This window comes from Paenibacillus sp. SEL1 (assembly GCF_054602535.1).
This window is the reverse complement of the sequence record NZ_CM137723.1, coordinates 3,125,001-3,151,347: the sequence shown is the minus strand read 5'-3', so window position 1 is coordinate 3,151,347 and position 26,347 is coordinate 3,125,001. Positions and strand designations below refer to the sequence as shown.

The window sequence follows — 26,347 nt, the reverse complement described above, 5'->3', positions numbered from 1 at the left end:
CGCAGCTGTCCCGCCGCATTATTCATCCGGGTATACCCCTTGAAGCAATGGCTGAATGATAGGCTCCAGTTCATCCAGCGCCTGCTGCGGCGTCTTCTTGTTCGTCCAAATCAGATCCAGCCCTGGGGTCAGCTTGGAACCGATATCAGGCCAGTTGCGAAGGGTCGAAGTGGACGGCTTGATCGCATAATCTCTGGCATACTCAATGCCAGCCTTTTGAAATTCCGATGGATGTGCGGCATTATTGGTCCATGACTGGATGGCCTGCTCATCGGTATAATATTTTTCCTCGATAGGCATCCACAGACCGGACTTGAACAAATCCACCTTTTCGGGATTGTTATGGTACAAATAAAATTCGAGCGCTTCCTTCGGGTGCTTGGTGCTCTGGAAAATGACCGTGGCTCCCGCAACGATCATCGTTTTGGGCTCTTTTAGCTTCGGCAGAACGCCGATACTCCATTGCAGTTGCTTGTTGTTCGAAAAATCGAGCAGGGACCATGTCCCGTCCACCACCATGGCGACCTTTCTTGTCTGAAGCCGAATCGTATTGGACGGCATGTCCTGCTGCTGGATCAAATCAGGAGAAACATGCTCCTTGAAAACCAGATCCTGCAACTTCTGAAAAACCTCCACCGACTCAGGACTGTTCAGGGTGTACTTCTTGCCTGTTTTGTCAGTCAAACCTCCACCGTTGCTCGCTAAAAGCGGCCCCCAGGAGCTGCGGTCATTGCCGAAGGCAAAGCCGTATTGCACAATATTTTTCGGATCAAATCCACTGTCTCCCGGATGCTTGCCGTTCTGATCCTTGGTCAGCTTTTTGGCAATTTCCAGAAATTCATCCCATGTCCACGCTTTTTGAGGATCAGCCGGAGGGACGGGTACCCCTGCTTCTGTAAACAACTCCTTGTTGTAAAATAACTGCATCACTTCCAATGCGGTGTAATTTCCGATAGACTTGCCGGGTTCGCTGTAGAGATAGGAGGATTTGAGCTTGTTTTTTAATTCGGGATATTCGTCATAATAAGAGGATAAATCCAGGAGTCTGCCTTCACTTGCCCATTTCATCGTGAGGGAATCGCCCAGGTAGGCGATATCAGGAAGCTGATTGGCAGCCATTAACGTGTTAATTTTCGTCGTGTAGTCACCAGGGACATGCTCGCCCTTCACCCGGATGTTCGGATGGGATGCATTAAAGCTTTGAATCATTTTTTCCATCGCCTGCTTCTCGTCATTGCTTCCCCAGTACATGAACTTGAGTTCAACCGCATTGGGATTAGCCGGTTCGCCAGCGTTACCACCGCAAGCCGTCAGCCCTGTCAACATCGCCGTCATCACGAGAGCCATCCATGTCCGTAACCTTCGTTTCAGCAAATCAACCGGCCCCTTCCTGAACTGGTTTCTCCTTACAAGCCTATTATGCGCCGAGAGCCCAGAGCCGACCACCCAACGACTCCAGACTCTCTTTGTTTTGGTATGATTTTTTTAACAGCGCGTTTACAAAAATGTTTTACGAAACTCCGTCGGGGTCAGTCCGGTATGCTTTTTAAAGGCAATACTAAAATAGTTCGTATCTGTGAATCCCACTACCTCCGCTACCTCCGCCACCTTGCGATTCGGGTCCAGCAGCAGTTCTCGGGCTCGCTCAAAGCGAACACGCGTCTGGTAGTCGGCGAAGCTTTCACCTGTAACCTGCTTGAAACGGGCACTCAAATACTTGGGGCTCATATTCATGTACTCTGCCAGACGGTTCAGCCCGCCATCCTCCTGAAGATGCTCCCGAATCCATTCCTTGGCCCGTTGGAATTTGCGTGGAATGCCCTTCTCGCGTGATTCTCGGACATGGCGGCCCACTCGGACAAAATAGCGCGATACATAATCAATCATCTCGGGCCCATGCCGCAATCGGGACAGCTCCAGCAACGGGTCCTGTTCCTGCATGGACGTTTGTCCTACAGATGCATCACTCTGGACGATGCGCATGACGAACAGGACGAGCTGAGTGACAATCATTTTCACCTGCTTGACAGGCAAGCCCGCCAATTGTCCTGACCATTCCTGTAAAATCGCATGTACGGCAGCATCATTGCCCGCTCGAATTTCCGTAATCATCAGCAGTTCCTTCTCCAGTAATTGACTGCTGTTCGGCTCGGCCGCCTGAATGCTCTCATAGGGAATGATCTGGCTATAGCCCACCCACCCCCGATGCTCCGCCGCTTGCACAGCTTCCTCATACGCTTCGGGAAGTTGCTCCATCCGTTGTACGGGACGGCTAATCCCGATGGACACGCCCTGGCTCAATCGTTCCTGCACGGCCTGCCGAATCTGCTGTGCCGTCCGCTCCGCCGCTCTGCAAGATGCCGTCGCCAGCAGCACAACACGCCGATCGCGGGAAACCGCCGCACCATGCGCCTTCGCCCCGGCTGCTGCCGCAGCCTCCCCCGCCAGTCCGGCGAATACATGGCTGCTTTTATGCATGGAACCGTGTGGCTTGCTAGTGGCGGTTGCCTCCTGCTGCGACGCCTCCTCCAGCTCACAGCACAGCACAGTATAAGGCGGCCCACTCGTCTCGCCGAAAAATCTCAGCCCGTCCATCTCCCGGATGACCTCGGCTGCAGGACGCCGTTGCTGGAGCAAATCCAGCAGTAGATGCTCCCTGTACAATGGCTCCAATGAACGATGGCGGTGAATGGCATCCTCCTCGCTTCTTCGCCATTGTGCAATGCGATCCTCAGCCCGGCTCAATGCCGCTTCAAAATCCCCGCTGGTCACCGGCTTGAGCAAATAATCGACCGCTTGAAGCGAAACTGCCTGACGAATATACGTCATAGATTCGTACCCTGTTAGAAATAATAACGGGGTCCGCTGATCCTTTTCCCGAATGGTTTTTGCTACGTCCAGTCCACTCATATCCGGTAAATTAATATCCAGTAAAATCATGTCCGGTCGCTGCTCCGTATACAAACGTAATGCCGTTGCGCCGTCCTCCGCCACATCACTGACTTCCACTGACAGGCCACTTTCCGCCACCATCAGCTTCAGTCCTTCCCGAATATGATATTCGTCGTCCACAATCAGCAGCCGGTACATGCCATCCTCCCCTTTCTTATTCGGTTCGAATGGGTGCCAGTAAGGTAACCGAGGTGTACTGATCCGGCTCGCTTGTCACGGACAGTCCATATTGCGGACCATAATGCCGAAGACGTTCATGCACATTCCGCAGCCCAAAGCCAATAGCACTCCCTCGTTCCGCATCCAGCGACTTCCGGATATCGTTCAGACGCTCGGCTCCAATACCGCCCCCATCATCACTGACCGTCAAACGCAACATATCCCCTTCCCTTGTACCGGATAACATGATATAGCCACGGTCGGTGCGCCCTTTTAAGCCGTGGTAAATAGCATTTTCGACGAGTGGCTGGAGGATTAGTTTGGGTACATAAAATCCGCAAATATCCTCCTCGACCTCGCAAATCCACTCGAACGAATTCCTAAATCTGAACTGCTGCACCTTCACATAGGCGCTTACATGCTCGACTTCCTGTCCCAAACTGATTTGCTCTCGGCCATAACTTAGCGAAATGCGAAAACATTTACCAAAGGCTCCGATTACCTCTGCCATATCCCGTTGCCCATTCGCCAATGCCATTCCCTTCAGTGATTCTAGCGTGTTGTACAAAAAATGCGGATTAATCTGCGCCTGAAGCGCGCGAAACTCAGCCTGCTTACGCGACAGCAATGCTTCGTAGACCTGACCGTACAGTTCATGATTTTTTTGCATCATATGAAGAAAACGCTGCCCGATCTGCCCTACCTCATCCTTAGGATTAAAAACAACGGAAGTAGGAGCTTCGAAAGCTTGGGCTGAGCCTGTAGCGCTCACACTCCCATCGACCGCCATCAATCGGCTCAATTGAAGCAGGGGGCGACGAATCGTGTCACTTAGCCGATAAGACAACATCCAGCCCAGCATCAATGCAATCAAAAAAGTCCAGATGGTCCAGGCGCCGATTTTCCGCGCATCCTCGAACAGCACGGACTGATCAACTTTTTGCAGCAACGTCCATTGTCCTTCATTTAACGGGCCGTAAGAGATCATCGTCTGGCGGCCGTTCCATGTTCTCCAGTCCTTCGTAAGCACAGGCCTATCCACAGCCGATTTGGCAATCTGCCGCAATAGCGCCTGGTCCGCAACACCCTGCTCCGGCAATCGGTATACAGGCTCGCCCTCCTGATCCAGCACCCACATCTGGGTATTACCGTCTGTTTCATGAAAAGCAAGCCCCCGAAACAGACTGGCCTTGTCGATTTCCAGCAGCAAAAATCCGAGGGGCGCATAATCTCCAGTCGTTTTTCGAAGCAGCTTCCCCACATAGATGCGATCCTCCGCCATCCCGCGTCCGGATTCAAACCGCGAATGAGCCATCCACATCATGGGCCGCTCAGCGAGCAGGCGGCGATAGTACACACGTGCTTCCTCTAATGTAGGAAGGCCGCCAAAACGGACCGAAACATTCCCTTGATAGAGAGAATGCTTGAGCCCGCCATTGGCGGCATATATGAGAGAGGACGTGATATACGGCTTGGTCTGGGTTTGCGTACGGACCACCATACTGAGTGTTTCATCGTTCCGTAAATATTCATAATCATCTTCCGGCTTGGTCTCCAGCGTAGACTGCACATCAGGATTGCTGAGAATGGAATTGGTCAGATCATTCAAATCGGAGAGCGTCGCATTGACGTAATTTTCACTCATTTGCCGGGACTGCATAGCCAGTGCCTCCGACTTCTCACCAAGGGAATGGGCCGCGATCCGGTAAAAGGTAAAGGTCAGTACCACCATCGGAATGACGGTGAGTACCAGCGTCAGTACAATGAATTTCCCACGGATCGTAGGAATCCCGGCGAACTTTTGACGACCACGGCCTCCCATTCATCTGCCTCCCTTACACATAGGCTGGGAGCCATGTCCCGTGGGCTGCAATCAGGTCATCACACAGAGAAACAATATCATCCATGGACAGCTCTGCGGACGTGTGCGGGTCCAGCATAGCAGCGTGATAAATGTGCTCCTTTTTCCCGGTGATTGCAGCTTCAATCGTTAACAGCTGGGTATTAATATTCGTCCGGTTCAGCGCTGCGCATTGGGGTGGCAAATCCCCGACAAAGGTGGGCGTAACCCCGCTACGATTCACCAGACAAGGTACCTCCACACAGGCTTCCTTCGGCAGATTGGTAATTAAGCCTGTGTTCATCACATTGCCGCCAATGGCAAAAGGCTGATTCGTTTCGATCGCCTCAAATATATAAGAGGCATACTCATTTGACCGTTCATGACGAAGATCCTGATTACCCAAAAGCTCCTCACGCATCGTTTCCCATCGTGCAATCTGGTTCACACAGCGGCGCGGGTATTCATCCAAAGGAATATTGAAGCGCTCAATCAGCTCAGGGTATGCCCGTTTGATAAAATACGGATGATACTCCGCATTATGCTCGGACGATTCCGTAATGTAATAGCCGAATTTCAGCATCATTTCAAAGCGCACCATATCCTGATGCTTTTCCTGCTGCTTAGCGGCGGCTCGTTTTTTAATCTCAGGATATAAATCTACACCGTCCTTGCTCACTTCGAGCAGCCACGCCATATGATTGATGCCTGCGATTTTTGCCTTTACACCTTCCTGCTCCAGCCCGAGGCTTTTAAACAGTTCCGGTATACACGCCTGCACGCTATGACACAGCCCTACCGTACGGACACCTCCATGAACATTCATCACATTCGTCAGCACAGCCATCGGATTCGTGTAGTTGAGAAACCATGCATCCGGGCACACCTCGCGCACATCTGCCGCAAAATCGAGCATCACCGGAATTGTACGTAAATTGCGGAAAATACCGCCAATACCGACCGTATCGGCAATCGTTTGGCGCAGGCCGTATTTTTTGGGAATTTCAAAATCCGTAATTGTACACGGATCATAGCCGCCTACCTGGATGGCGTTTACCACATAGGTCGCCCCACGCAGTGCTTCCTTGCGGTCAGTGTAGGAGCGAATCACACAGGTGCTCCCTGTTGTTTTTTTCAAATTGGATAAAATATTTTCCGAATCTTTCAGCCTTATGGGATCAATATCAAACAACGCCAGTTCAAAGCCCTGCAATGCAGGCGTCAACATACAATCGCCAAGCACATTTTTAGCAAATACCGTACTACCTGCACCCAGAAATGTAATCTTGCTCATACTTTTCCCCCATTCACATTTTTGTTCGCAGCTTTGCACTCCAAATGCAAGGATACCCACCGTCACTCTCCCCTTTTCAGGAGGAAAGTGACGATGGGAAAGGTTACTCATAACTATGCGTTGTTGCCTCCCATTCAGGATACCCCCGCTGGTTTAGCGGAGCTAACAGGCCGAAGCGGTAAGGCAGATGTTACCGAGGGTGTCGTAGTTGGTGGGGTTACTAAAGTCTCCGGGCTAACCGGAGTTACCGCTGGAGCCGCAGCCCCTGCCTCAATCACGGTTACCTTCGCAATTGCCTTCAATTCTGTTCCCTCTACTTTGCCCTTCAATTCAAACGAACCTGGAGCAGCATATTGTGCAGGGGCTATATCCTCCCATTCCACAGCCACCCATTTAGTGGAGCCTTCTCCATACGTAGCTTCCACTACGCTTGGCAGTTCCGGTTTTTCACCGACATGTGTCGTTACATTTACTTCTTTTAACGCGGTAATTTTCTCAGTTGCCGCCAGATTCTGTGCTGTACCGGAGGCCAGACCTGCCACCTCGGTTGCATTCAAAGCACGGCTGTAGATACGGAATTCATCCACCAGACCATTGAAGTACGGATCAGGGTACTGAGATTTGCCGATAAAATTATTTTTGGTCTGACCCAGACTGATAGGATTTAAGGTCAAGTTGGTATTGCGTCCCACTTCTTTTCCATCCACGTACAAGATACCTGTGGAGCCCGAAAGCGTGACCGCAACATGCTTCCATACGCCTGTCGGCAGTACAGGGCCTTCAATCGTCTGCTCCTGTCCCTGCCCGTTGCCTTGGTTGGTAATGGCAAACAGCATGGTATTTCCTGCTTTAGGCGTCAGGAACATATATTCATTTGTCCCGGAGCCGAAGTCAAAAATCCGCACATAATCGCTCAGGCTGTTCGCTTTAACCCAGCCGGATACGGTCAATTGCTGTGCCCGACTGACAATACCCGCCGGAAGCTGCACATAGCTGTCCTTGCCGTTCAGACTGACAGCATTGCCTGTTTTACCCGCAGCCCATGCAGTCGTCCCCTTCACGACAGCATCATTGCCGCTGTCTGATGAATCCGCAACTACAGAACCGCTTGTTTCATCAAACTTGTAAACTGCAAGCTGTTCAAGTAACGGAGCCGCCGGTTCAGCTACCACCGTTACTTTAGCCTCCGCTGACAACTGAGAATCGCTGGCTGTCAGCTTGAACACATACGTTCCCGGCTCGGAAACGTCCACCTTCGTGCGCAGCGATGTTTTGTTACTGAATGTGACCTTCGCGTCCTGTGGTCCTTCAACCAGACTCCACTCGTTTGTCACCTTTCCTTGCGGAAGCCCATCATCTGTAGCCGTGCCTTTCAGAATGATCTGATCCGGCAGCTTTACCTTCGAATCTTTGCCGGCATCCACGACAGGTGCTTTGTTCGGATCAGGTGTGGTCGATGTCAGCTCTACCGTGTAAGAGGATGCTGTACCAATCTCCAATTTAAGCTTGTTGGAAGGCGCATACGCATTAAACTTCCCTTGTGATTGACCGCCTACTTTAACCAAATACGTTCCTTTTTTCAAACCGTCAAATGTAACGTACGTGGAATGGGCTTGACCCGGTGTTTGATTTTTCAGTTGGAGCCATACGTAATCCTTGGATGTTGCCAGCTTGGCTTCTGTATATTGGTCCTTTTCCAGCTCGATATACAGCTTTTCCGTGATCAGATTGATGCGCTTGAACAGGCCGTCCAGCGGCTTGATCGTATACACGTTGCCGTTTTTGCTCACCTCTGCACCGTAGCCCGTCAATCCGAAAATAGGATCAATCGCGATATCAGCACTTAACGTTTTGAGTGCACCGAACAATCCGAGATCAGCCTCACCGCTCATGCCGCGCCAGCCGTTAAAGAGCGGAACATTTTTACCGCCGCCAGTGCCGTTCGTGCCGTTATTGCCTTTTTCCGCTTGATACGTCCATGCGACCGCCCCGATGTTTTCAGGGTCCGAGCTGATTTGCCCGGAGTTAATCGCTCCGACATTGGCAATTTTAGCTGCATAGGACAACCGTTGTTGTTCCTCACGGTGATTGTCCTCATGATGGCGAATCCAATCATCCATCGCATATCCAGCAAGCGAAGTCGTGTACTGGAAGTTAAACCAGTTCTCCCCGGTAATCGTCACCGGATCAGTGTAGTAGTACCATACGGGCATATGACCGCGTGCCGCACGGGTTTTGGCATTAATTTTACTCATCATTTCCAGGGCTTTACTTTGCTCGCCCTCTGTATCTATATTCTGCTTGGCTAACGTATATACAGCCTCTTCTCCTGTATTGTCATAGCTATATTCAGAACCGTAAGGATACTTTGTATTTTTAAAATTGTTATATTTACGATCCATTTTTTCCTTAAGATCATTCGCCTCATCATCATAGCCTTCATCATGAAGTGCCTGAATAATATCCGGAGTGGTCAGTTCGCCCATCAAACCTGTTTCCCAGTTGTACGCGACTGGCCCTTCATACAATGCTTTGAAAATGTTATACGCCCGCAGCAAATAGGTTTCCTTTGGATGCTTGTAAGTGACAAGATCCGGGTATTCCTTGGCAATCTTGTACATGCTGAAATACGTGTTGTATACGTGCGGATAAGCATACCCTCGATAGGTCGGTGTATCGTTAGGCTCTGGCATCAAGAAATCATGAATTAAATAATCCTCATGATGTCCGTTCATCAGATTCGTCCAGATCGCTATCTCCAAATAATCGTCTACTGCCCGCACCTCTTTGGCGACTGGAGACAGTGTGTTTTTCTCAGCCAGGAACTGTCCGTGGGTCAGACCCCAATCATCCCCCCAGCCCCAATAGCCGTTAAAAATGTTGCGTTTGGATTTGGTATGCATCATCCAATCGTCAAATACCTTGTCGCGCAGATCACCCGGTACATTCCATTGGGTTTTGTCGACCATAAATGTAGCATGCCGTTGCAGCGCTTGATCAATCGGCTCGATGGCATAGAACTGTAACACCGTTTTGTTGCCGTTGCCGTATTCTACCGTTATGAAGTTCGGGCCCAGCTTAGTAAATTTCAGTTCATAAATGTAATGTCCTCCGGCCTTGCTATCCGTCTGCGGAATAGCGGTTCCGTCTGGATAGGTTACTTTGCTGATCGCCTGCTTGGAGCGCAGGTCCACCTTCGCCTTTTGATTCGTAGGCACGATCATACCCGGTACGACTGTTGTATCCACCAAGTTTTCTTGGTACAACGTATCTTTTACATCATGCTCGTCCTTCACCGCCAGAAACTTGAAACCATAGTTTTTGCTTTGACCGGGATTCAGGATTAGGCTTGTATTGGGCAAATACCCCCGGTTGGTGGACTTGATGACATTGGAATGAATATAAAATACATTGAGTCCTTCCAGCCATTTGCCTTCGTTAGCCGGGTTCCACGCCCATTTACTGCCCGGATGCTCCTCATCCCGCCAGTGATCCTGATACTCAAAGCCCGCACCCGTTGTGGAATCAGGAATCAGCAGCAGGGAAGAACCAATGCCGCTGGGACGCCCAGCTGTGATGTAGGAGCTGTTATTGCCGACAAAGGAATGCGTCACCACTCTAGTTTCGTAGATCGCATCACCATTGGTCCACTGCTCATTAAAAGGCAGAGGCAAACCGAAATCGCCAATCTCCAATTTTTTCCCACTTGTATTCTGCACCTGTATATTCCACAACACCGAACCATTCGACTCTGCCGAATACGTTTCGATGACTTTAAAATTGCGTATGCCTTCTGCATGAGTAGAATTCTCGTACGTGACAGTGACACGGTTCCCACTGGTTGTGATCTTACGTGCATCTGCCGACTTGTTCGTCCATGCCTTCGTCCAGCTGCCTCCATCCAATCGGTACGTGAACATCAGCTCCCCTAGCCACTGATGATCTGCGGTGTTCTGTTCAGGTGTTACCGTTGCGTTCATGACATACTCTGTCGGGAAAGCATCTCCCTTGATACGTATGGATGAAATTTCGCCATGCTCGCCTGTCTGAATCGTCAGCTTGTCATTGGATAGTTCATGGGCCTCTGCCGTATGCGTCCCAAACAACACAGACGCTGTGGTTAAAAACAAAAATGCCGCCAATATTCCCTTAAATTTCATCAACACGGCCTCCTTTTGGATCTCGGGGTCCTGATTTGTTTGCCAATCAGCTGAATTCTCTTCATTTCGCCGCAACCTCCTTGGAAATGTAAGCGCTACAACTCTATTGTACAAATCCTTGTCCATTGGTAAAATCAACATTTTCAACCGATTTATATAGGATTTCAACCTAATAGAGGGATACTGTTAGATCGGCAATCAACCAAGCTAGGACAGATTTATCTGAATTAAGATTACAGAGGATGGAGAGAAAGAAATTTAGATAGAGAGAAGGGAGGCATTTTTAGATATATCGAGGTTTGATCAGATTATACAAACGGACACCGTGAAACTGAGAAATTTATTTTGAGTTGCTGTAGTGGGGAATCATTACGTTGGGTTTTCCAGATGCGAAGGTATTTATTTAATAGATTCGCTCCTAAGGTAGAATTTGTAGTCTGCGTATGTAAAGAATTTTTGGGATAGGGTATGGGGTATTTGCTGCTTAGTGATTATTTTCAGACATTTGATCCTCCCCGTGCCGTCATTCTTTAAAGTTCGATTATTGTCCATATTTATCTGTTAAATAGGTGGTAGTGAGAGGATTAGGCAAACATTTGGCACGAACGGGATAACGATCGCTTTGTCATCTGGTGCATAATAAAGATGTGAAGTGGGTGTCTGTTATGAATATGAATTGTAGTTGATTTACACATAATAATTAAAAATACTGGAGGATTTTATATGCAAAAAGTAACTTTGAACAATGGGGTTGAGATGCCTATACTCGGTTTTGGTGTTTATCAGATCCAAGATGCAAATGAATGTGAACAAAGCGTTTATGACGCTATTATGACAGGCTATCGGCTGATAGATACCGCTGCCTCTTATTTAAATGAAAAAGCAGTTGGCAGAGCGATCAAACGTAGTGGCGTGACAAGAGAGGAGTTATTTATCACTACGAAACTTTGGGTTCAGGATACGGGTTATGCGCGTACAAAAAAGGCATTTGAAAAATCACTGGATAGATTGCAATTGGATTATTTGGATTTGTATTTAATTCACCAGCCATATGGAGATGTGTTTGGTTCTTGGCGCGCTATCGAGGAATTGTACCGTGAAGGAAAGGTCCGTGCAATCGGAGTTAGTAACTTCCATGAGGATCGCCTGATCGATTTGATTATTCATAATGAAGTAGTTCCTGCCGTGAATCAGGTTGAAACGCACCCATTCAACCAGCAAATTGAAAATGCAAAATTCATGAAAGAGAATAATGTTCAGATCGAATCCTGGGCGCCTTTTGCTGAAGGGAAAAATAACTTGTTTCAGAATGAAATATTGGTATCTATAGCTGAAAAGTATAATAAATCCGTTGCTCAGGTGGTTTTACGCTGGTTGACACAAAGAGAAGTTGTTGTGATTCCAAAGTCTGTTCGTAAAGAAAGAATTACCGAAAACTTCAATATCTTTGACTTTGAGTTAAGCCAGGAGGATATGGAGTCGATTACTACGTTAGATACGAAACAGAGCCTGTTCTTTTCACATCGCGATCCTGACATGGTGAAATGGATCGGTACCCGTAAACTCGATATCTAACCATCTTTCAAAAGATCACCCGTAGGTTTTGATTACGCCAAAAGAACCAACAATTTAACATTAACGTTAAAAGCATGGAGTAGATGCCCTAAGTAAATCTACTCCTCTTTTTCGTTTACGGTATCAATGTATTTATTTTCCTGCCTTACACGATCAGCTAATGCTTTAAAAATATCTGTTGTCTGACGTATTTCATTCATCAGATCTTTCTTTTTTTTCAACAGCGCGCTTTCCTTTGTTTTGTCCAATTGAGAATTATCCATAGCACCACCACCTTCAAGCAAGGACTATTTCAAAGCTCAAGTGTTCATCATACCGTTCTGCCAATCGTACGAAATTGCTTTTTGCCGATCCGTTTTTTATGGTTGACTCCCTTTCAAAACATCTTTGTTGACATAGAGTAAACTCTAGACATTAGAATGAAAAACAACTTATGATTAGGGGGATTTATGAATGAAAACAATATTTATTACAGGTGCATCTACAGGGTTAGGGAAAACGACAGCCGTGTATTTCGCCGAACAAGGATGGAACGTCGGAGCAACCATGCGATCCCCGGAAAAAGAAACAGAACTTCTTAAGTATAATAATGTTCTTGTGACTCGTATGGACGTCCAGCAGCCAGAAACCATCCATAGTGCTATAAGTGAAGCCGTAGAACGCTTCGGGCAAATAGACGTACTTATAAACAATGCAGGCTATGGAGCATTGGGGATTTTTGAAGCAGCTACCGAAAAACAAATTCGCAATCAGTTTGACGTAAATGTTTTTGGGTTAATGCGTGTGACGCAAGCCCTATTACCGCATTTTAGAGCAAATCAGAGAGGCATGATCGTAAACATTTCTTCTCAAGGCGGAAGAATTACATTCCCTTTAACCTCTTTATACCATGCAACTAAGTTTGCCGTAGAGGGCTTCTCCGAATCGTTGTCTTATGAACTGGCTTCCCAGAATATTCAGGTTAAATTAATTGAACCGGGCATTGTGAATACTCCGTGGTACAGCTCCACCGAAAGATTGCACGATGAATCGCTGTCAGACTATAATGATTTCTCCGAATCTTTCAATGAGGGGTTTGAGAAATTCACCCAGAAAAATGCTCATCTGCAGGCCACAGCAGAGATAGTCGCTCAAACCATTTTTAGAGCGGTAACAGACGTAAGTGATCAATTTAGGTATCCCGTTGGCCAAGATGCTGAGGAAATATTGAAGCTTCGCGAACAATTAAATGACGAGGAGTTTAAAGCGTACGTACGCAGCCAAGTTCTTTGTTAAAGGGGAGGTTCTTATTAATTACTCGATTGGCAAGGTTGCAGAAGAAACCGGTCTGTCTATTCATACCTTACGATATTATGAAAAGGAGGGGATTCTCCCCCCTATAAAACGAAACGAATTCGGCAATAGAGTCTTTGACGAGGAGGACATGGAATGGCTTGAGTTCACCTGCTGTCTCCGGGACACGGGCATGACCATTGATGAAATGAAGAGCTTTGCACAATTAACCCTCCAAGGTGAAGGAACTATCCCAAAACGTGTCGATCTTCTGAATCGACAACAGGAGCGGGTTTTGAACCAAGTTAACCAATTCATGACCTATTTATCTATGATTGAACACAAGCTTGAAAAGTATAGTGAGAAGTTCTGAAGGAAATATTCAATCATTTTGAAGAAAAAAATAAACCCAACCGGACAAAGAGCTCGGTTAGGTTTTCGGTTTTTAAATTCGCAGTCCGAACATTCTATAGGAATAAGTTACTCACGGGAAAGCTTCGGAGGAGGATTACCTTACTTCTTATTGAGTTGTCGTTCCTGTTAGCTAACCATGCCCTTATCAGGATACCACATGCCACTATCTTTAATACCCATCTTAAGAATAGTGGATGAGATTATTCAACTAACCTGCCCGTTATTTGAGAAAACGACAGCCACTTTATCGTCTGCCGTCTCCTCGTGTTTATTGAACTATCGTTGATATTGGCATTATTATCGAAAAATACTGCATTTCTTTCCCTCTATGCAACCTGCGTAATAACAAGGTGCGCGGAAACTGGTCTTGTTCCTCCAGCTAATGGAGTGATCGTGAGTGCCGCCGCATTGCCAGCAGGGTTTCGCACTGTGAGTACTGAATTAATGACCGTTGTTTGCACAAGAGCCATTCCTACTATTTGAGAAGTACCTGTTGCACGCCCGACCACCGTATAAGCCAGATCAGCGCCGTTGAGTGTTAAAATGAGTTGACCCGGTTCGTTTACACCTACCTGAAACAAAACCTGATAAGTGCCAATTGTAGCCAAGTTAAAAGAGCTCGCATTTATACGGGTAATTGCAGTCCCACTGATTGGACCATCTTGCGGAAAACTTACGTCCGTGTCGGGAGCAACAGTTGCTGCATTATCAGGAGGCATCAAGGCAAAGAAATCTGCAAAGCCTAATACTCCACCTGCCGGCCCTGCTGGTCCCGCTGGACCTGTTGCTCCTGCTGCTCCTACTGGTCCCGCTGGTCCTACCGGTCCTGCTGGTCCTACTGCTCCTGCTGGTCCTGCTGGTCCCACTGCTCCTGCTGGTCCTGCTGGTCCTGCTGGTCCTGCTGCTCCTGTTGGTCCTGCCAATCCAGCTGCACCAATTGCTCCTGCAATCCCTGCAAGTCCCTGTGGGCCAAGTGCTCCTGCAAGTCCTTCGGGGCCAAGTGCGCCTATCGCTCCTGCAATCCCTGCAAGTCCTTGGGGACCAAGTGCTCCTGCAAGTCCTTGGGGGCCAAGCGCCCCAAGTGCTCCTGCAAGTCCCTCGGGGCCAAGTGCGCCTATCGCTCCTGCAAGCCCTGCCAATCCTTGGGGGCCAAGTGCTCCTGCAAGTCCTTCGGGACCAAGTGCGCCTATCGCTCCTGCGAGCCCTGCCAATCCTTGGGGGCCAAGTGCTCCTGCAAGTCCTTCGGGACCAAGTGCGCCTATCGCTCCTGCAATCCCTGCCAATCCTTGGGGGCCAAGTGCTCCTGCAAGTCCTTGAGGTCCAGCTTCTGCAATTGCTCCCGCAAGTCCTTGAAGTAATTGCTGACCTTTAGGTGGGGGACACGGTACCCGCACTATTTTTTTAATAACTAGAAGACGTCGTTTCTTTTTTTTTCCTTTTGGATGGCAAACAATTGCGGTTTTCTTTTTGCACGATTTTTTTTTATCCAGAAAACTCAACAGTTTCTTTTTTCTTTTCTTTTGGATGGCAAACAATTGTGGTTTTCTTTTTCCGCGTTTTTTTTTATCCGGACAACTCAACAACGACACCTCCCTATAAATATGGTTCAGTGTACGCGAGTTGTTTATTTTAGGCATGGACGAATAGCCGGTTATTCGCTAGACTAAAATCCATTTTTAGAATATTGGGTGTTAAGTAGGGTGATGTTATACCACAAACCACACCACTCTTTCAGTATAATTACATAATTTAAATAGTCCTTCACTGCGTCAACCAAAATCACATTTGGTTCTTTTTTTGTACCTCACAGTGGCAATGTGCTCCCTGTTCTAAATTCAAGTATCGTTCCCGTTAATTGAATCATTTCTGTGATAATACAACAAAGCGTTCACTCCGTAATATTTTTCTCCTAGGCTCACTATCCTGAAACCAATCCTGCTCACATCTTGATCCACCTTGTAGATTCTTCTGGTAAGCGCCTGGCATCATCGGTCCATGATATTTGGTGCTGTTCGCGGGTTTTTGAGTGCAGGCAGTAGAATACCATCGATTAGCGCTGTGAAGAAAGACTTGTCGAACGGTTTGCGCTGGATGAGTCCACGAAAAGAAGCCATTGAAGTAATGACCTGGCAAGCCATCTCAATGTCCGCGTGAGCAGGAATTTCACCGCGGACGACGGCTCGGTTCATAAGCTCGCGGTTTACAACAACCCATGGCTCGAAAATCCCGGCTGTTCCTGCTTCGGCAAATTCCGGATGCTGCAAAAAGGAGCCTAGGCCCGCTAGGACTCGAAATTTGCGTTCTTCTTCCGCGATCGATTGCGGCTTCAAAAGCACGAGGAGATCTTCGCGCAAGGTTCCTGTATCAGGCAAGCTTTCGAGCTCAAGATGATTTCGATTCATCCATGCCAAGGCGTCTCGGACTAACTCCGCCTTGGAAGACCAGCGGCGGTAAACCGTCGCCTTCCCAGCCTTTGCTCGAGCCGCGACCATGTCCATTGTCATACCATCGAAACTCGTATCCGCGAGGATGGCGATTGCCGCCTCAAGGATTTTATCATCCCGCGTGTGATCTCTCTTGCGTCCCAATGTTTGCGCAGGCTTTTCTGCCACAACCTCAGATAATTCGCCCCTCTCAGACATTTCCCTTTTTATTTTACTCATAAACTTAGCTCCTTTTAAAATATATATTAAGAAACTCGTTAGTTCCGGAACTTTACAGTTTCGTTTTTGTGTGATTTAATATCATTATCCCACATCCAACGGGAAATATATAGATGGTGCCCCATACCAAAAAGGAGATTGCGACCATGCAGGACAAACCCGTAGCCTTGATCACCGGTGCCAATAAAGGAATAGGTTTACAGATTGCGAAGGATCTAGCGGAACACGGCTTCACCGTGCTCGTTGGATCACGCAGCCTCGAGAATGGAGAAACTGCCTCCAAAATCATCGGTTCGGATGCGCACGCTCTCCAGCTCGACGTTACCGATCAGGACTCCATTGTTGCTGCAGCAGAGTGTATTCGGAACGAATTTGGTCGTCTCGATGTACTTGTGAACAATGCGGCCATATCACACGCAGGTAAACCGGACGATCCGTTTCCGAGCAGTGGCGCGACGAGCGGTCTTTTGACCGTTGCTTCGCTCGAAGACATTCGTTCGGTTTATGAAACTAATGTTTTTGGTGTCATTGCAGTCACCCAGGCCATGTTGCCACTTTTACGTGAGGCTTCGGCAGCACGCATCGTCAACATGGGCAGCACCGGCGGCTCCCTTAGCTGGAATTCCATTCCGGAAAACTCACATCGTTACATCGGTTCCGCTGTCGTCCGTGAACTCATTGATGCGGGTCATCAGGTCGTCGGTCTTGTGCGCTCAGACAATAGCGCTGCGAAACTAAAAGAGGCCGGGGCCGAAGTGCACCGCGGTGACATTGACGATCTCGACAGCCTTCGTAGTGGCGCGGCTGCTGCGGATGGCATTATTCATCTGGCATTCAATCACGACTTCTCGAACTTCGCCAGGGCGCTCACAGCAGATCTGCACGCCGTCGAAGCGATAGGGGCGGCGCTGGAAGGGTCCGGGAAGCCGTTCGTGATCACCACGCACGCCAATGGAGTGGCAGCAGAAAACGTAATGTTATTGCTGGCTGAGCGCGGAGTGCGGACAGCGATCGTAGAGCTTTGTCCTTCGGTACACGGTGAGGGTGACACAGGATTTGTGCCGAGACTGATCAACATTGCCAAAACGAAGGGCTTCTCAGCCTATGTAGAAGAGGGGACCAACCGCTGGCCGGCTGTGCACCGCCTTGACGCCGCACATCTATACCGCCTTGCGTTAGAAAAGGCACCTGCAGGTTCACGACTAAATGGGGTCGCAGATGAAGGCGTGCCATTTCGCGACATCGCAAGTGTTATCGGTAAACACCTGAACGTGCCTGTAGTCAGCATTTCACGTGAAGAAGCCGACACCCACTTCGAATTCCTCAGCACACTTGCAGCGCTCGATATCCCGAGATCAAGCGTTGCAACTCAGGAACTTCTGGGATGGCGGCCTGTGCAACCTGCACTGATCCACGACCTCGAACAGTCTCACTACTTCAACAACTGATTGGAGACGAGATCGAGAATCGATCATGGGCCGCTTAATAAAGCACTTGAGAAAAGCGAAGCAAGACATGGACTAACAACAACATGTATGAAATAGAAGTTTGGATATTAAAACAAGATCAACACGAGTGCATACCACACTAAATGTTGTTATCTTCATTTGCAGCAAACTATTCTGGCTAATCGTATTGTTAGGTCACTTCCCACAAGGAAATTTTTCATCTTCACTTATGGTATGGTTCACCGCGTTGGCTGAAGGGGCAAGTTTTCAAAAAAATAGTCTCCTTATTAGAGACTACCCACGATCTTCCTGTTTGTAATCATACGATAAGCGGTAGCTTTTCATCATTCTTTCAAAAAGGGCCATCCTTTTGCGGGATAGCCCTTTCTTTAATTTCACTTTTTTGCAAAGAGAATAAGGGGCTGGATTCCTCCATTTGCGCTTTTGCTTACTTTAATATTGTCCTTTAATTACAAAAAACGAACCCCGAATTGTTCCAGCTAGTTTAGACTTCTGCCTAGCAAACTTAAACTTCCCTTCTAGCTCCTTTGGTACCTCCATCCCCTCAGAAAGCTTAAAACCAACGGCCCGCTTCTTAGGGTCATCCACCGTATACATGACGTTGATTGCAAGACCATCCTCATAAAAAACGTAGGTAAATTGGATATTTTCCACTTGAAAACGCGACGTTTCTAAAGGTTTAGCCGCAAACGCAATATCACGTTCTTCTCTCAAAATTCGGTTCACATATTCAAGGCTCTCCTGGCTTTCGCTAGCTGGTACAACCGTAAACTCATGCTTGTATTTGTTCATAAAATAACGGGCTTCATTGGCACGTAAACCAGCAAGCGCTTCTGCTACAGGTGAAGACTCTAAACCAACCGTAGATACATCTTTAAAATCAACGAGATACGACATTTCCATTCCTCCTCTTCTCTCTTTACGCCCTAACAGCTTCCGCATTTCACCAAAATCGATTTTATTTTTCAAGTTGTTGTAGAAACACACTTATAGCCAGACTTCAAAATAATTCTCAATTCTCTTATCTACCACATAGTATACCAAAATTGGTTCAAGAGAAGATTTTCAATGGCGAATTTGTTAGTTTGTTAAATAGTGTTCACATAGACTGGTATTCACAAACACCGCTTTAAATATTCGACCAGCGAGATAATACAATGCTGCCTATAGTTCCTCTAGGTCGGGAAATTAAGGACTCAGAGTATGTCCTAACAAAAAACTCTCGGCCTGTGCCCTGTACTCCATTAAGGAGGTTCAGATTCACAAGCCAAGACATTTGCATTCATGATGGTGGCCGTTAGTCTATGTTTGTTTGGGAAAGACCCTCTGCATGGAAGGGGGCGTACCCGCATATGTAAACCAAATAAGTACGATACCTATCTATCATGAAAATATAGAGGCACGGTTCAAGAATTATATCGTGCCTGTAATTGCGCTAAACTTTGTAACGGTTATACACGAGCGCCAAATGAAAAAAAACGCCGGCGACGACAAGTTGTTGCGGCAGATGATCGCGGCTATGGACGAAGGCTTTCGCGTGGTTAGAGGCCTTACAATATCCGCTAACGCCGGCCGCGCAAGCTTCACTAATCCGCAAACGACCGGCGTTGATGCGCCTTTTTATAAAAATTTATCATAGGATGCCGATCCGCCGGCTGGTTGACGGATTCGTAGGGGAAATCGTAGCTTTGAGCCGCGTGTTTCACCTTTGGAAGGAACGGTCCCGGGTCCCTACACCCAACTGGGACGAGCTGGAAAAGCGTTTTGAAGCCAAGGTCAACCGTTCATAACTTTTACCCTAGGAGTAATCAACCGAAGATGATTCTATTTCTACAAAGAAGACTTTGATCATTATAAAACAAGGGGCGTTCAGTTGCTTGAATCTCCGAAACTTATCGCGACAGCATGACGCGTTTACCGGTCTATATATTCAAATTAAACTGCAGTTCCAAGCCGCATTGGATCAGATGTCTCCTGAATACAAGGGTGTTTATCGGAGATCTTCATTCTGCGGTGTCGTTGAAAACCTTATTGGAGTTCCCCACCTCTGATGCCGTTCTGAAAGCCGGTGTCTGATAAAAATATAGTATTAGACTGAATTGAATATAGTAATAGCGGCAGCCTTGGACTGAAAAAGGAGAAAGTCCTAGACTACCGCTGTTCTTTATTTAACTAACGTTCCTCGTTAGTTGAATAAGCACGCTTTCTTTTATTACACAATATCTTCGTACTGTTCAGTATTTCTATCATTCATCTTTTACTTTTATAATGAGAAGTGTTAGACTAATATAGGTTTTATATACTTATTACCGATTACTAAGATGTGTAATCAATGAAAGGATTTGATGAATGTGGAATCGACTAATTTCAAAGTTATACCTGAAAAACTTAAAGGTAGGACGATTGAAGATGTCGCCATCACTACTAATGCTGTGGTTATTAAATTTACTGATGGTACTTATTTAGATATCTATCTCGATGAGGCTGCACAAACATTAAAGACATCAACAAACAAGCTGGATAGTTAACTCAACACTTTACACTTAGCTATCATTTTCCCAGCTTCCTCCTTCACAGTTTGCGTCAAATGCGACATAAAACCTCCACTTATCTTGTTCAACTAAACTGCCCGTTAGCTCAATGAAAAAAAAGCAGCCCCTCATGAACTGCCCTACTGCTACTCACTTCAACAATAGGATGAGTTCATTCAAAGGCTACCTCATTTACCAAGTAATCCAACCACTCGTTCGTTTGTAACTGTGTAGGAGCTCGTATTCTTCACTATGCATCAGTCGTTTCATTTTTTGTTCTATACAGACGATAATCATCTTTTCTTGCTATTTTACATTCTTTGTTGTAATGAACACTCTTGATTCCTTTACGGAAATCCTTAAGCTTCTCTTTTCTTGGATCTTTGGGCTTATTATTGATCTCCAGACTACGCTGTTTCTCATCTTCCCAGAATTGAATCTCTTCCCGTGTAAACATCTTCATCCCCGTTGTGCCGGGTTAGATTTTGGCATTTGAAGCCATGACCTTAGACACAACTAATAGAAGAAGATCTTCGGATTGAACATTAGCTCACCTCTGATTTTATTCGCCCTTATTTTAACATATTTATAACTATCCTGCCCTTTAGTTTAATAAAAAGAGCAGACTTGAAGCGCCTGCTCAACATTGTGTGTTATTTAACTATCGTTCCTCGTTAGTTGTACGCCCTATCCATAGAAAGCTTCGTGTGCACCTGTCATATCTGGCATCGTGATATCCATGGTCACCATGTCCAGTTGCTTCTCAGACGAAGAAGACTCCGGTCAGCGCTTCGCTCAAAGCCCATTAACCGATAGTTAAGCAGATTGAAACTCTGGATCTGGAGCGGTTGCTTCTCTCGCCGATACCAGAGTTAGGTTGCGGGGGCAATTTCTGTCTGCATGCTGATATTGCCTTCAAGAACTGAACTACGAGCTGAAACTTAAGTATATGAAGAAGATCAGAAAATAAAAATTCTGGAAGTTGCCTGTGTATGTTAATAACGCAAAGGAACGGAGGAGATTGCCTTGAGGTTTCTACTGGTTGTCATGTCGATAGGAATTGTTTAAAAGTAAAAAAGGAGAGATGGCATAAAAATAAGCCATCTCTCCTTTTTCATTTATATAAAGCGGGTAATGGGAATCGGACCCACGCTACCAGCTTGGAAGGCTGAGTTTTACCATTGAGCTACATCCCGAAATAGATGCCGGTGAGAGGACTCGAACCTCCACGGTTTCCCTCACGATTTTGAGTCGCGCGCGTCTGCCAATTCCGCCACACCGGCTTATGAAGTTAATGGCGTCCCCTGAGAGATTCGAACTCCCGACCTTTTGATTCGTAGTCAAACGCTCTATCCAGCTGAGCTAAGGGGACTAATAAATGGAGCGGACGACGGGAATCGAACCCGCGACCCTCGCCTTGGCAAGGCGATGCTCTACCGCTGAGCCACGTCCGCAAAAACAAGATGCGCGTGGAGGGACTTGAACCCCCACGTCAAAGACGCTAGATCCTAAGTCTAGTGCGTCTGCCAATTCCGCCACACGCGCATGTAATACAATGGTGAGCCATGAAGGACTCGAACCTTCGACACCCTGATTAAAAGTCAGGTGCTCTACCAACTGAGCTAATGGCTCGTAAAACTGGTGGAGGATGATGGATTCGAACCACCGAACCCGTAAGGGAGCAGATTTACAGTCTGATGCGTTTGGCCACTTCGCTAATCCTCCAAAATGGTGCCGGCGAGAGGACTTGAACCCCCAACCTACTGATTACAAGTCAGTTGCTCTACCAGTTGAGCTACACCGGCATATTAAGTTAAATGGCGGAACCGACGGGATTCGAACCCGCGATCTCCTGCGTGACAGGCAGGCATGTTGGGCCTCTACACCACGGTTCCAGAGGCAACTCTCTTAGTTGAAAGTAATTGCGGAGGCAGGATTTGAACCTGCGACCTTCGGGTTATGAGCCCGACGAGCTACCGAACTGCTCCACCCCGCGACAGTAATAAATATTTACTTTTCAAATGGTGGAGGCTGAGGGGCTCGAACCCCCGACCCTCTGCTTGTAAGGCAGATGCTCTCCCAGCTGAGCTAAGCCTCCGAATTACTATGACCCGTAGGGGATTCGAACCCCTGTTACCTCCGTGAAAGGGAGGTGTCTTAACCCCTTGACCAACGGGCCATACAATAAAATAATTATGGCGGAGAGAGAGGGATTCGAACCCTCGAGACGCTTTTGGCGCCTACACGATTTCCAATCGTGCTCCTTCGGCCAACTCGGACACCTCTCCATATGGCTCCCCGAACAGGACTCGAACCTGTGACAACTCGATTAACAGTCGAGTGCTCTACCAACTGAGCTATCAGGGAATATTGGTGGAGCCAAGGGGGATCGAACCCCTGACCTCCTGCGTGCAAGGCAGGCGCTCTCCCAGCTGAGCTATAGCCCCATCTAAAAAATCAATTTTGTATGTATAATCAATAGCCTAATAGGCGAAAAAAAATCCCCATTATGGGGTTGCTTGGCGACGTCCTACTCTCCCAGGACCCTGCGGTCCAAGTACCATCGGCGCTGGAGGGCTTAACGGTCGTGTTCGGGATGGGTACGTGTGGAACCCCTCCGCTATCGCCACCAAACATGAATTTACATCGTAAATTCTACCGTACGGTTATTCAGTTCATCACTTATCGTGTGAATGAATAGCCATGCGCTTGTTGTATGTATTTCTACATACCTTCAAGGTCACACCCTGAAAACTGGATCCGAAACTCATTTGCGTTTTATTTTTTAGGATAAGCCCTCGACCGATTAGTATTGGTCAGCTCCATGCATTACTGCACTTCCACCCCCAACCTATCTACCTCGTCGTCTTCAAGGGGTCTTACATACTGGGAAATCTCATCTTGAGGGGGGCTTCACGCTTAGATGCTTTCAGCGCTTATCCCTTCCGTACATAGCTACCCAGCGGTGCTCCTGGCGGAACAACTGGTACACCAGCGGTACGTCCATCCCGGTCCTCTCGTACTAAGGACAGCTCCTCTCAAATTTCCTACGCCCACGACAGATAGGGACCGAACTGTCTCACGACGTTCTGAACCCAGCTCGCGTACCGCTTTAATGGGCGAACAGCCCAACCCTTGGGACCTACTTCAGCCCCAGGATGCGATGAGCCGACATCGAGGTGCCAAACCTCCCCGTCGATGTGGACTCTTGGGGGAGATAAGCCTGTTATCCCCAGGGTAGCTTTTATCCGTTGAGCGATGGCCCTTCCATGCGGTACCACCGGATCACTAAGCCCGACTTTCGTCCCTGCTCGACTTGTAGGTCTCGCAGTCAAGCTCCCTTCTGCCTTTGCACTCTTCGAATGATTTCCAACCATTCTGAGGGAACCTTGGGGCGCCTCCGTTACTCTTTAGGAGGCGACCGCCCCAGTCAAACTGCCCACCTGACACTGTCCTCGCACCGGTTTACGGTACCAAGTTAGAACCTAGATACGATCAGGGTGGTATCCCAAGGATGCCTCCTCTCAAGCTGGCGCTCAAGATTCAACGGCTCCCACCTATCCTGTACAGATCGTACCCAAATTCAATATCAAGCTGCAGTAAAGCTCCATGGGGTCTTTCCGTCTTGTCGCGGGTAACCTGCATCTTCACAGGTATTAAAATTTCACCGGATCTCTCGTTGAGACAGCGCCCAAGTCGTTACGCCATTCGTGCGGGTCAGAATTTACCTGACAAGGAATTTCGCTACCTTAGGACCGTTATAGTTACGGCCGCCGTTTACTGGGGCTTCGGTTCATAGCTTCGCCCGAAGGCTTACCACTCCCCTTAACCTTCCAGCACCGGGCAGGCGTCAGCCCGTATACTTCGCCTTGCGGCTTCGCACAGACCTGTGTTTTTGCTAAACAGTCGCTTGGGCCTTTTCACTGCGGCCCCCTCGGGCTATTCACCCTACCGAGGCACCCCTTCTCCCGAAGTTACGGGGTCATTTTGCCGAGTTCCTTAACGAGAGTTCTTCCGCGCGCCTTAGAATTCTCTTCTCGCCTACCTGTGTCGGTTTGCGGTACGGGCACCTTCTCCTGGCTAGAGGCTTTTCTTGGCAGTCTGAGATCATGACCTTCGCTACTATAATTTTCGCTCCCCATCACAGCCCAGCCTTACGATGTGCGGATTTGCCTACACACCAGCCTCACTGCTTAGACGGACATCCATCAGTCCGCGTCACTACCCTACTGCGTCACCCCATCGCTCATAACGGATTACGGTGGTACAGGAATTTCGACCTGTTGTCCTTCGACTACGCCTATCGGCCTCGCCTTAGGTCCCGACTTACCCTGAGCGGACGAACCTTCCTCAGGAACCCTTAGGCTTTCGGCGGATCTGATTCTCACAGATCTTTTCGTTACTCATACCGGCATTCTCACTTGAATGCAGTCCAGCGCTCCTTACGGTACACCTTCAACCCGCATTCAACGCTCCCCTACCCCTGATGCAAGCATCAAGCCATAGCTTCGGTGGTGTGTTTAGCCCCGTTACATTTTCGGCGCAGAGTCACTCGACCAGTGAGCTATTACGCACTCTTTCAATGGTGGCTGCTTCTAAGCCAACATCCTGGTTGTCTGTGCAACTCCACATCCTTTCCCACTTAACACACACTTGGGGACCTTAGCTGATGGTCTGGGCTGTTTCCCTTTCGACAATGGATCTTAGCACTCACTGTCTGACTCCCGGAACTAAATCTATGGCATTCGGAGTTTGACTGAGCTTGGTAACCCTTGCGGGCCCCGCACCCAATCAGTGCTCTACCTCCACGATTCTATTTCCGAGGCTAGCCCTAAAGCTATTTCGGGGAGAACCAGCTATCTCCGGGTTCGATTGGAATTTCTCCGCTACCCCCACCTCATCCCCGCATTTTTCAACATGCGTGGGTTCGGGCCTCCAGTGCGTGTTACCGCACCTTCACCCTGGACAGGGGTAGATCACCCGGTTTCGGGTCTACGTCCACGTACTCATTCGCCCTATTCAGACTCGCTTTCGCTGCGGCTTCAGCTCTTCACCTTAACCTTGCACGGGAACGTAACTCGCCGGTTCATTCTACAAAAGGCACGCCATCACCCATAGATCGGGCTCTGACTTCTTGTAAGCACACGGTTTCAGGATCTATTTCACTCCCCTTCCGGGGTGCTTTTCACCTTTCCCTCACGGTACTGCTTCACTATCGGTCGCCAGGGAGTATTTAGCCTTGGCAGATGGTCCTGCCGGATTCATACGGGGTTTCACGTGCCCCGCACTACTCGGGATCCGTCTCGGAGGGAACAAGTTTTGAACTACAGGGCTTTTACCTTCTCTGGCGGGCCTTTCCAGACCTCTTCATCTAACCGGTTCCTTTGTAACTCCACGTGAGACGTCCCACAACCCCAAGGAGCAAGCTCCTTGGTTTGGGCTAATCCGCGTTCGCTCGCCGCTACTGACGGAATCACTATTGTTTTCTCTTCCTCAGGGTACTTAGATGTTTCAGTTCCCCTGGTCTGCCTCTATTCTGCCTATGTATTCAGCAGAAAGTGACTGTCGATGAAGACAGCCGGGTTTCCCCATTCGGACATCCCCGGATCAAAGCTTGCTTACAGCTCCCCGAGGCTTTATCGTTGTTCGCCACGTCCTTCGTCGGCTCCTGGCGCCTAGGCATCCTCCGTGTGCTCTTTGTAGCTTAACCTAGACTTTTCTTTCAAAAAAAGAAAATGTCGATGTTCGATAAAGAATGATTTTTGCCAAAGGCAAAAGATCTTTCCTTACCTGCTACCTTTATTTCACTTGTTTACACAAGATCAGCTTAAAGGAATATTCTAAAACGCAATTTCGTTTCGGTATCCAGTTTTCAAGGTGCAATATTCTCTCCGGCTTTAACCCCGGAAAAACATCATATCAAATTCCTCAACACTTGAATACAAGTATATTTTGGAAATCCGATGTGAGAGTTTGAACTCTCAAAACTGAGCAACGAGTGAGTAAGTTAAGGATATT

16 protein-coding genes, 14 tRNA genes, 2 rRNA genes and 2 pseudogenes are annotated in these 26,347 nt (G+C 48.0%); 8 read left to right on the top strand and 26 right to left on the bottom strand.

Annotated elements, in window-relative coordinates; translation table 11 throughout:
- Positions 1 to 18: 18 nt before the first annotated feature.
- From ACYCSE_RS14335 to ACYCSE_RS14315, 5 genes are all read right to left on the bottom strand, one after another.
- Positions 19 to 1,374, bottom strand: a complete 1,356-nt coding sequence (locus ACYCSE_RS14335; RefSeq protein ID WP_459698461.1) for an ABC transporter substrate-binding protein — start codon at positions 1,372 to 1,374, stop codon at positions 19 to 21.
- A gap of 123 nt (positions 1,375 to 1,497) precedes the next feature.
- Complete coding sequence (locus tag ACYCSE_RS14330; RefSeq protein ID WP_459698460.1) at positions 1,498 to 3,090, bottom strand: response regulator; 1,593 nt, start codon at positions 3,088 to 3,090, stop codon at positions 1,498 to 1,500.
- 16 nt (positions 3,091 to 3,106) lie between these two features.
- Entirely contained in the window at positions 3,107 to 4,933 is a 1,827-nt protein-coding gene (locus tag ACYCSE_RS14325; protein ID WP_459698459.1) for a cache domain-containing sensor histidine kinase, read from the bottom strand.
- Positions 4,934 to 4,946: 13 nt separating this feature from the next.
- Positions 4,947 to 6,245 carry an alpha-galactosidase gene (melA, locus tag ACYCSE_RS14320; protein ID WP_459698458.1) on the bottom strand — a complete coding sequence of 433 codons (1,299 nt, stop codon included), beginning with the start codon at positions 6,243 to 6,245 and terminating at the stop codon, positions 4,947 to 4,949.
- A gap of 134 nt (positions 6,246 to 6,379) precedes the next feature.
- Complete coding sequence (locus ACYCSE_RS14315) at positions 6,380 to 10,405, bottom strand: DUF5695 domain-containing protein (RefSeq protein ID WP_459698457.1); 4,026 nt, start codon at positions 10,403 to 10,405, stop codon at positions 6,380 to 6,382.
- 723 nt (positions 10,406 to 11,128) lie between these two features.
- Between ACYCSE_RS14315 and ACYCSE_RS14310 the strand changes: the two genes are divergently transcribed.
- Entirely contained in the window at positions 11,129 to 11,980 is an 852-nt protein-coding gene (locus ACYCSE_RS14310) for an aldo/keto reductase (RefSeq protein ID WP_459698456.1), read from the top strand.
- Between the two features lie 98 nt (positions 11,981 to 12,078).
- On the opposite strand, the gene ACYCSE_RS14305 is transcribed toward ACYCSE_RS14310, so the two are convergent.
- Positions 12,079 to 12,243 carry a hypothetical protein gene (locus ACYCSE_RS14305; protein WP_459698455.1) on the bottom strand — a complete coding sequence of 55 codons (165 nt, stop codon included), beginning with the start codon at positions 12,241 to 12,243 and terminating at the stop codon, positions 12,079 to 12,081.
- A gap of 190 nt (positions 12,244 to 12,433) precedes the next feature.
- Here ACYCSE_RS14305 and ACYCSE_RS14300 point away from each other — a divergent pair, with 190 nt between their 5' ends.
- Both ACYCSE_RS14300 and ACYCSE_RS14295 read left to right on the top strand, forming a co-directional pair.
- The gene (locus ACYCSE_RS14300; RefSeq protein ID WP_459698454.1) at positions 12,434 to 13,255 is read left to right on the top strand and encodes an SDR family oxidoreductase; all 822 of its coding nucleotides are present in this window, start codon (positions 12,434 to 12,436) and stop codon (positions 13,253 to 13,255) included.
- Positions 13,209 to 13,625: a MerR family transcriptional regulator gene (locus ACYCSE_RS14295; protein WP_459698453.1), complete on the top strand. Its 417-nt coding sequence runs from the start codon at positions 13,209 to 13,211 to the stop codon at positions 13,623 to 13,625. The genes ACYCSE_RS14300 and ACYCSE_RS14295 overlap by 47 nt, the downstream gene beginning before the upstream one ends.
- A 367-nt stretch (positions 13,626 to 13,992) precedes the next feature.
- Here the strand turns inward: ACYCSE_RS14295 and ACYCSE_RS14290 are convergent, their stop codons facing one another.
- Positions 13,993 to 15,165: a collagen-like protein gene (locus ACYCSE_RS14290; protein ID WP_459702522.1), complete on the bottom strand. Its 1,173-nt coding sequence runs from the start codon at positions 15,163 to 15,165 to the stop codon at positions 13,993 to 13,995.
- A 486-nt stretch (positions 15,166 to 15,651) separates the two neighbouring features.
- Entirely contained in the window at positions 15,652 to 16,308 is a 657-nt protein-coding gene (locus ACYCSE_RS14285; protein WP_342434893.1) for a TetR/AcrR family transcriptional regulator, read from the bottom strand.
- A 134-nt stretch (positions 16,309 to 16,442) separates the two neighbouring features.
- On the opposite strand from ACYCSE_RS14285, the pseudogene ACYCSE_RS14280 reads away from it, so the two are divergent.
- Both ACYCSE_RS14280 and ACYCSE_RS14275 read left to right on the top strand, forming a co-directional pair.
- A pseudogene (locus ACYCSE_RS14280) lies at positions 16,443 to 16,892 on the top strand (SDR family NAD(P)-dependent oxidoreductase); the annotation flags it as partial.
- A 27-nt stretch (positions 16,893 to 16,919) separates the two neighbouring features.
- Entirely contained in the window at positions 16,920 to 17,777 is an 858-nt protein-coding gene (locus ACYCSE_RS14275; protein ID WP_459702521.1) for an SDR family oxidoreductase, read from the top strand.
- Between the two features lie 453 nt (positions 17,778 to 18,230).
- Here ACYCSE_RS14275 and ACYCSE_RS14270 read toward each other — a convergent pair whose 3' ends face one another.
- The gene (locus tag ACYCSE_RS14270; protein WP_342419581.1) at positions 18,231 to 18,695 is read right to left on the bottom strand and encodes a phage tail protein; all 465 of its coding nucleotides are present in this window, start codon (positions 18,693 to 18,695) and stop codon (positions 18,231 to 18,233) included.
- A gap of 433 nt (positions 18,696 to 19,128) precedes the next feature.
- On the opposite strand from ACYCSE_RS14270, the gene ACYCSE_RS14265 reads away from it, so the two are divergent.
- The 3 genes and pseudogenes from ACYCSE_RS14265 (at position 19,129) to ACYCSE_RS14255 (ending at position 20,326) form a co-directional block, all read left to right on the top strand.
- Positions 19,129 to 19,437, top strand: a complete 309-nt coding sequence (locus ACYCSE_RS14265) for a hypothetical protein (RefSeq protein WP_459698452.1) — start codon at positions 19,129 to 19,131, stop codon at positions 19,435 to 19,437.
- A gap of 189 nt (positions 19,438 to 19,626) precedes the next feature.
- Positions 19,627 to 19,859: pseudogene (locus tag ACYCSE_RS14260) on the top strand (IS110 family transposase); the annotation flags it as partial.
- 290 nt (positions 19,860 to 20,149) lie between these two features.
- Complete coding sequence (locus ACYCSE_RS14255; RefSeq protein WP_196765492.1) at positions 20,150 to 20,326, top strand: hypothetical protein; 177 nt, start codon at positions 20,150 to 20,152, stop codon at positions 20,324 to 20,326.
- 253 nt (positions 20,327 to 20,579) lie between these two features.
- Here ACYCSE_RS14255 and ACYCSE_RS14250 read toward each other — a convergent pair whose 3' ends face one another.
- The 17 genes from ACYCSE_RS14250 to ACYCSE_RS14170 form a co-directional block, all read right to left on the bottom strand.
- Positions 20,580 to 20,786, bottom strand: a complete 207-nt coding sequence (locus ACYCSE_RS14250; protein WP_459698451.1) for a hypothetical protein — start codon at positions 20,784 to 20,786, stop codon at positions 20,580 to 20,582.
- Positions 20,787 to 21,532: 746 nt separating this feature from the next.
- Positions 21,533 to 21,612, bottom strand: a tRNA-Leu gene (locus ACYCSE_RS14245).
- A gap of 12 nt (positions 21,613 to 21,624) precedes the next feature.
- Positions 21,625 to 21,701: transfer RNA gene (locus ACYCSE_RS14240), tRNA-Arg, on the bottom strand.
- Positions 21,702 to 21,708: 7 nt separating this feature from the next.
- Positions 21,709 to 21,783: transfer RNA gene (locus ACYCSE_RS14235), tRNA-Gly, on the bottom strand.
- A 10-nt stretch (positions 21,784 to 21,793) separates the two neighbouring features.
- Positions 21,794 to 21,874: transfer RNA gene (locus tag ACYCSE_RS14230), tRNA-Leu, on the bottom strand.
- A gap of 11 nt (positions 21,875 to 21,885) precedes the next feature.
- Positions 21,886 to 21,961: transfer RNA gene (locus ACYCSE_RS14225), tRNA-Lys, on the bottom strand.
- Positions 21,962 to 21,968: 7 nt separating this feature from the next.
- Positions 21,969 to 22,054, bottom strand: a tRNA-Tyr gene (locus ACYCSE_RS14220).
- A gap of 4 nt (positions 22,055 to 22,058) precedes the next feature.
- A tRNA-Thr gene (locus tag ACYCSE_RS14215) sits at positions 22,059 to 22,134 on the bottom strand.
- Between the two features lie 13 nt (positions 22,135 to 22,147).
- Positions 22,148 to 22,224 (bottom strand) — tRNA-Asp (locus tag ACYCSE_RS14210).
- Positions 22,225 to 22,251: 27 nt separating this feature from the next.
- A tRNA-Met gene (locus ACYCSE_RS14205) sits at positions 22,252 to 22,325 on the bottom strand.
- 26 nt (positions 22,326 to 22,351) lie between these two features.
- Positions 22,352 to 22,427: transfer RNA gene (locus tag ACYCSE_RS14200), tRNA-Val, on the bottom strand.
- 9 nt (positions 22,428 to 22,436) lie between these two features.
- A tRNA-Glu gene (locus tag ACYCSE_RS14195) sits at positions 22,437 to 22,508 on the bottom strand.
- A 17-nt stretch (positions 22,509 to 22,525) separates the two neighbouring features.
- Positions 22,526 to 22,617: transfer RNA gene (locus tag ACYCSE_RS14190), tRNA-Ser, on the bottom strand.
- Between the two features lie 3 nt (positions 22,618 to 22,620).
- Positions 22,621 to 22,696 (bottom strand) — tRNA-Asn (locus ACYCSE_RS14185).
- 4 nt (positions 22,697 to 22,700) lie between these two features.
- Positions 22,701 to 22,776, bottom strand: a tRNA-Ala gene (locus ACYCSE_RS14180).
- 70 nt (positions 22,777 to 22,846) lie between these two features.
- Positions 22,847 to 22,963 (bottom strand): 5S ribosomal RNA (gene rrf, locus ACYCSE_RS14175).
- 152 nt (positions 22,964 to 23,115) lie between these two features.
- Positions 23,116 to 26,039, bottom strand: a 23S ribosomal RNA gene (locus ACYCSE_RS14170).
- Positions 26,040 to 26,347 lie beyond the last annotated feature (308 nt).

Bases quoted from the DNA above. Each gene is read 5' to 3' on its own strand.
- ACYCSE_RS14270 (WP_342419581.1), bottom strand. From the start codon at position 18,695: ATGTCGTATCTCGTTGATTTTAAAGATGTATCTACGGTTGGTTTAGAG.
- ACYCSE_RS14285 (WP_342434893.1), bottom strand. From the start codon at position 16,308: ATGTCTGAGAGGGGCGAATTATCTGAGGTTGTGGCAGAAAAGCCTGCG.
- ACYCSE_RS14250 (WP_459698451.1), bottom strand. From the start codon at position 20,786: ATGTTTACACGGGAAGAGATTCAATTCTGGGAAGATGAGAAACAGCGT.
- ACYCSE_RS14265 (WP_459698452.1), top strand. From the start codon at position 19,129: ATGGAAGGGGGCGTACCCGCATATGTAAACCAAATAAGTACGATACCT.
- ACYCSE_RS14315 (WP_459698457.1), bottom strand. From the start codon at position 10,405: ATGAAATTTAAGGGAATATTGGCGGCATTTTTGTTTTTAACCACAGCG.
- ACYCSE_RS14275 (WP_459702521.1), top strand. From the start codon at position 16,920: ATGGGCAGCACCGGCGGCTCCCTTAGCTGGAATTCCATTCCGGAAAAC.
- ACYCSE_RS14300 (WP_459698454.1), top strand. From the start codon at position 12,434: ATGAAAACAATATTTATTACAGGTGCATCTACAGGGTTAGGGAAAACG.
- ACYCSE_RS14305 (WP_459698455.1), bottom strand. From the start codon at position 12,243: ATGGATAATTCTCAATTGGACAAAACAAAGGAAAGCGCGCTGTTGAAA.
- melA (WP_459698458.1), bottom strand. From the start codon at position 6,245: ATGAGCAAGATTACATTTCTGGGTGCAGGTAGTACGGTATTTGCTAAA.
- ACYCSE_RS14295 (WP_459698453.1), top strand. From the start codon at position 13,209: ATGACGAGGAGTTTAAAGCGTACGTACGCAGCCAAGTTCTTTGTTAAA.
- ACYCSE_RS14310 (WP_459698456.1), top strand. From the start codon at position 11,129: ATGCAAAAAGTAACTTTGAACAATGGGGTTGAGATGCCTATACTCGGT.
- ACYCSE_RS14330 (WP_459698460.1), bottom strand. From the start codon at position 3,090: ATGTACCGGCTGCTGATTGTGGACGACGAATATCATATTCGGGAAGGA.
- ACYCSE_RS14325 (WP_459698459.1), bottom strand. From the start codon at position 4,933: ATGGGAGGCCGTGGTCGTCAAAAGTTCGCCGGGATTCCTACGATCCGT.